The sequence below is a fragment of the Streptomyces sp. DH24 genome (assembly GCF_029813775.1).
Taxonomy (GTDB): domain Bacteria; phylum Actinomycetota; class Actinomycetes; order Streptomycetales; family Streptomycetaceae; genus Streptomyces.
The window spans coordinates 1-5,283 of the sequence record NZ_JARVKW010000084.1; the positions used below are offsets into that span (position 1 = coordinate 1).

Below are 5,283 nucleotides of genomic sequence, written 5' to 3' on the forward strand. Positions count from 1 at the left end.
GCCTCGGCTTCGTCGGCGGCGTCGGAAGCCTCGGCTTCGTCGACGAGGACGGCGCCGGTGGCGGGCGCGGTGGTCGAGGCGCGCCCTCGCACCGCCTCCGTCCGGCGGCTGCTGCGCCGTCGCGCCCCGGCCGCGCCAACCGCCCCGCGCGTCGCGGACGTTCGCGCCCTCGCCGTCCGCCGCGACCGCGTCCAGGCGCTGCGCCACGTCGACCTCGCCGTCTCCCCCGGTGAGACCGTCGCCCTGATGGGCCGCAACGGCGCCGGGAAGTCCACGCTGCTCGGCGCGCTGGTCGGCCTCGTCGAACCGGCCGCCGGTTCCGTCCGCGTCGGCGACGCCGTACCGCACCGCACGGCACCGCGCGAACTCGTGCGCCGCGTCGGGCTCGTACCGCAGGAGCCGCGCGACCTGCTGTACGCCGACACGGTCGCCGCGGAGTGCCGGGCCGCCGACCGGGACGCGGACGCGGAACCGGGCACCTGCCGGACCCTGCTGTCCACGCTCCTGCCCGGCGTCTGCGACGACACGCACCCGCGGGACCTGTCCGAGGGCCAGCGCCTCACCCTCGCGCTGGCCGTCGTGCTGACCGCGCGCCCGCCGCTGCTCCTGCTGGACGAGCCGACCCGCGGCCTCGACTACGCGGCCAAGGCCCGCCTGGTCGGGCTGCTGCGCGAGCTGGCCGCCGAGGGCCACGCCATCGTCCTGGCCACGCACGACGTGGAACTCGCCGCCGAACTCGCCCACCGGGTCGTGCTGCTGGCCGACGGCGAGGTGATCGCGGACGGCCCGACGGCGGAGGTCGTGGTGTCGTCGCCGTCCTTCGCGCCCCAGGTGGCGAAGATCCTGGCACCGCAGCACTGGCTGACGGTGACGCAGGTCCGGAAGGCGCTCGCCTCTGCCGAGGCCGTCAGTTCGGCCGAAACCGTCGATTCCGCCAGGGCCGTGGATTCCGCCGAGTCGGCCGAGTCCGCGAAGTCGCCGGAGTCGGCGTCGTGACCCGGTCCGTGCAGCGGCAGGCCCGGGCCGTGCGGCTCGGGCCCCGCTCGGTCGCCGCCCTCCTCCTCGTCGGCGCGGTCGGCGTGGCGGCGGTCGGCTGGCCGTTCCTCGCGCCGCCCACCTCGCAGGTCGCCGCACACGCCCAGGACGCGCCGTGGCTGTTCGCGGGACTGCTGGTGCTGCTGGTCGCGGTGGCGGCGGCGACGATCTCGGAGTCGGGGCTCGGCCCGAAAGCGGTGTCGATGCTGGGCGTCCTCGCGGCGACCGGCGCCGCGCTGCGGCCCATCGGGGCGGGCACGGCCGGCATCGAGCCGATGTTCTTCCTGATGGTGCTCAGCGGCCGGGTCCTCGGACCGGGCTTCGGCTTCGTCCTGGGCTCGGTGACGATGTTCGCGTCGGCGCTGCTCACGGGCGGGGTGGGGCCCTGGATGCCGTTCCAGATGCTGGCGATGGGCTGGTTCACGATGGGCGCGGGCCTGCTGCCGGGCGCGGACCGGCTGCGCGGCCGTACGGAACTCGCCCTGCTGGCCGGGTACGGATTCCTGGCCGCCTTCGCCTACGGCACGGTGATGAACATGGCGGGCTGGCCCTTCCTCGGCACCCTGTCCTCGAACATCGCCTTCGACCCGGACGCGACGGTCCCCGCGAACCTGGCGCGCTTCCTGGCCTACTGCCTGGCCACGTCGCTCGGCTGGGACCTGGGCCGCGCGCTCGTCACCGTCGTCCTGACGGTGACGCTGGGCGCCCCGGTCCTGCGCGCCCTGCGCCGCGCCACGCGCCGGGCCGCCTTCGAGGCGCCGGTCACATTCGACGCGCGCGGCGAGTAGGACCGCGCGCACGGCGGGTCACGGCCGGGGTGAGGCGCCCCACAGGCCGTAGGTCCCCTACGAAGCGGGGCCGTACCCGGACCGGGCCGACGCGCGGCGCCCGCGCCCCCTCCGACCTGCGCATTGCGAACCACGTCACACACGGACGAGTGGCCCCGCATGCGAACACCACTAGTAAAAGGGGTCATTGCGGACGAATGGCCGGACTGTTTCTCTGGAGCGGTCGCCAGGCGCCGACGTGCCCCACAGGGCCGCGGCGCCGAAGCATGCCCCTGCCCCCTGCCTCCCGGCGGCAGACCGCGCGACACCCCCGTCCCCGACGAAAGGTCCCCCGTGTCCGTCGTTTCCCTCCTCCGCCGTACCGCCGCTCCGAAGAAGGCCCTCGCCGGTACCGCCGTGGCCGCCGCCACCTGTGGCACCCTCATCGCCGCCGCGCCCGCCCAGGCGGCGCCGACGGCCGCCTCCTCGGCGCAGACGGTCGCGAAGAAGATGATCTCGGACTCGGCCCAGTACCAGTGCTTCTCGAAGATCGTCGAGCACGAGAGCGGCTGGGACGTCAACGCCACGAACGCCTCCAGCGGCGCCTACGGCCTCGTCCAGGCCCTGCCCGGCTCCAAGATGGCCTCGGCCGGCTCCGACTGGAAGACCAACCCCGCCACCCAGATCGAGTGGGGCCTGGACTACATGAAGGACCGCTACGGCAGCGCCTGCGGCGCCTGGGACTTCTGGCAGTCCAACGGCTGGTACTGACCACCCACCCGACTCCCCGAACCGACGGCGGCGGCCCCGATCCCCTGGGCCGCCGCCTTCGCCCCACGAGAGTGAAGTGCGGTGCGTGGCTCGGGGCCGGTGCCCTGAGCCGTCTTCCTCCCGGAACCGGTCAACGGTTTCGTCCCGTTCGACGTCCCCTCAGGCGTAGTTCGCGCCGCACGGCCGCGCGGCGAGTTCAGCGGCTGAAGGTGCCTGCGGCGGGCGAGTACCGGATCAGCTCGGCGTACCGTCCGCGATGGGGTGCGCCTTGTCGTCCCGGTCCGGGTGCTCCTCGACGTCCCGGTCCGGGTGCTCCTTTCCGGCCTTACTGGTTTGCGGGGCCGGCGCCGTCAGCGTCCGTGCCCTCGGGCCCTGCAGCAGGTACACCACGCCGAAGCCCGCGCCGACCACCAGCGCTCCGCCCGCCGCGTCCAGTACCCAGTGATTCGCCGTCACGACGATCGCGCACGCCGTGAGCATGGGGTGGAGCAGGCCCAGGCACCTCGCCCACCACGGGCGTGCGAGGACGGCGATGACGACGCCGCACCACAGGGACCAGCCGAAGTGCAGGGACGGCATGGCCGCGTACTGGTTCGTGAGCTCGGTCAACACCCCGTAGTCCGGCTCGGAGAAGTCCTGGACTCCGTGCACCGTGTCCACGAAGCCCAGCCCCGGCATCAGCCGTGGCGGCGCCAGCGGGTAGAGCCAGAAGCCCAGCAGGGCAAGCAGCGTGGCGACGCCCAGGGTGGAGCGCGCCCACCGGTAGTCCACGGGACGGCGGACGTAGAGCACGCCGAGGACGGCCAGCGGGACCAGGAAGTGGAACGACGTGTAGTAGAAGTCGAAGAAGTCCCTCAGCCAGTCCACCCGCGACACGGCGTGGTTGGCCCAGTGCTCGATGTCGATCCACAGAGCCCTTTCGAGCGCGAGGATCTGCTCCCCGTGCCGCTCGGCGGTGGCCCGGTCGCCCGTCGCCGCGAGCCGCACCTTCGCGTACGCGGCGTACGTGACCCGGATCAGGAGCAGTTCCAGGAGGAGGTTCGGACGGGTCAGCGCGCGGCGCATCACCGGGACGAGGGGAACGTGCCGGAACCTGGCCGGGACCGGCGCCGCGTAGTCCGTCGGGATCGGCGACCGGTAGTACGGCGACGTGCGCGACAGGAACGGTACGGCGGTGGCGGCGGCGAGGGCCGCGATCAGCACGACGTTTTCGCGCAGCGGGTGCAGCAGCGCCATGTTCGGCAGCATCATCCTGCCCGGCAGCGTCATCACCAGGACGACGGCGACCGGCCAGAGGCGGCGGTCCGCGGCGCGCCTGCCGACCCGGCCGACGACCGCGAGCAGCACCCACAGCAGTTGGTGCTGCCAGGCGGTCGGCGACACGACGATCGCGGCGCAGCCCGTGATCGCCACGGCGAGCAGGAGCTGGCCGTCGCGGGCGTAGCGCACCGCGCGCCGCACACCGAGGGCGGCGACGGCCGCGCCCAGCACGAGGAAGAGGGCGATCTCCGGCGGGCCGGTCAGGCCGAGGCGGAGCAGGGCGCCGTGCAGGGACTGGTTGGCGAGGTCGTCGGCCGGGCCGCCGAGGCCGGCGCCGGCCATGTGGTGCACCCAGTAGGTGTACGAGTCGTGCGGCATCGCCGCCCAGGCGAGCGCGGTGGCTGCCGCGAACGTGGCGGCGGCGGTGGCGGCTGCGCGTCTGCGGCCGGTGAGGTGGAGGAGCGGGACGAAGAGCAGGACCGTCGGCTGGAGGGCCGCGGCGATGCCGATGAGGACGCCGCTCGTTCGCCGGCCGCGGGCGGCGAAGCAGCCGAGGAGGACGAGGAGGACCGGGACGACGCTGGTCTGGCCGAGCCAGAGGGTGTTGCGCACCGGCAGGGACAGCATCAGCAGGCTGATCGCCACGGGGGCGGCGAGGAGGGACGTGCGGCGGCTCACCGGTCGGGGCAGGGCCCGGGCGGCGACGAGGCCGAGGGCGGCGACGAGGAGGAGCGTGCCGAAGGTCCAGCCCCAGCCGAGGGCCTGTTCGGCGGCGCGGGTGAGGGGTTTGAGGACGAGGCCGGAGAAGGGGGTGCCGGTGAAGCGGGTGGAGTCGTAGAGGGAGCCGGTGACGTGCAGGACGCCGTTGGGGCCGACCCAGGTCTCCAGGTCCGTCAGGCGTTCTCCGGGGGGCGTGCGCAGGACGACGGCCAGTTGCCGTACGGCGAGGATCGCGGCGACGGCCCACAGGGCGAGGCGCGTCGCGCGCAGGCGTGCTCTGGTTCCGTCGGCGTCTGTCGCTCCGAGCGCCTCCGGCGGTCTCCCGCTGTGCTCCGCATTCGCCACGCCCTGTCGGCCTCCCGCCCGCCCGCTCTGTCCCGCGTGTCCCATGTGGGCTGCTTCATGAACCTTATGAGGTGCGCACCGCCCCCGAGAGAGGGACGCGGTCCACCCCCGCTTCACCTGACGGACGCCGGCGGGATCGTTTGGGGGGCGGAATCGTTTGCCGGGGGGAGCGGAATCGTTGCGGGGCGGAGCGGAGCGGAATCGTTTGCGGGGCGGGTGTCTGCGGCGGCCTGTGCGGGTGCGGTGCTGGCGTGCGTCGCGCTGTCGGTTCGGTGGGTGGGTCGGGGCCGCGCCGGGGGGTGTCCGTCCTCGGAACGGCGCGAAATCGGTCACTTGAAAACGCCCTGGCGTTGACGCGCCAACCGCTGCGGGCGGACACCCCCCG

General features: G+C 74.0%; 4 protein-coding genes. 3 read left to right on the forward strand and 1 reads right to left on the reverse strand.

Annotated features, from left to right (window positions below; translation table 11 throughout):
* The 3 genes from QC282_RS31855 to QC282_RS31865 form a co-directional block, all read left to right on the forward strand.
* Positions 1-996, forward strand: a 996-nt coding sequence (locus QC282_RS31855; protein WP_279553077.1) for an ATP-binding cassette domain-containing protein, incomplete at its 5' end; no start/stop codon positions are given.
* On the forward strand, positions 993-1,823 hold the full coding sequence (locus tag QC282_RS31860; RefSeq protein ID WP_279553078.1) for an ECF transporter S component: 831 nt from the start codon (positions 993-995) through the stop codon (positions 1,821-1,823). The genes QC282_RS31855 and QC282_RS31860, both read left to right, overlap by 4 nt.
* A gap of 333 nt (positions 1,824-2,156) precedes the next feature.
* Positions 2,157-2,573: a transglycosylase SLT domain-containing protein gene (locus QC282_RS31865; protein ID WP_279553079.1), complete on the forward strand. Its 417-nt coding sequence runs from the start codon at positions 2,157-2,159 to the stop codon at positions 2,571-2,573.
* Between the two features lie 234 nt (positions 2,574-2,807).
* On the opposite strand, the gene QC282_RS31870 is transcribed toward QC282_RS31865, so the two are convergent.
* Complete coding sequence (locus tag QC282_RS31870; RefSeq protein ID WP_279553080.1) at positions 2,808-4,898, reverse strand: bifunctional glycosyltransferase 87/phosphatase PAP2 family protein; 2,091 nt, start codon at positions 4,896-4,898, stop codon at positions 2,808-2,810.
* Positions 4,899-5,283 lie beyond the last annotated feature (385 nt).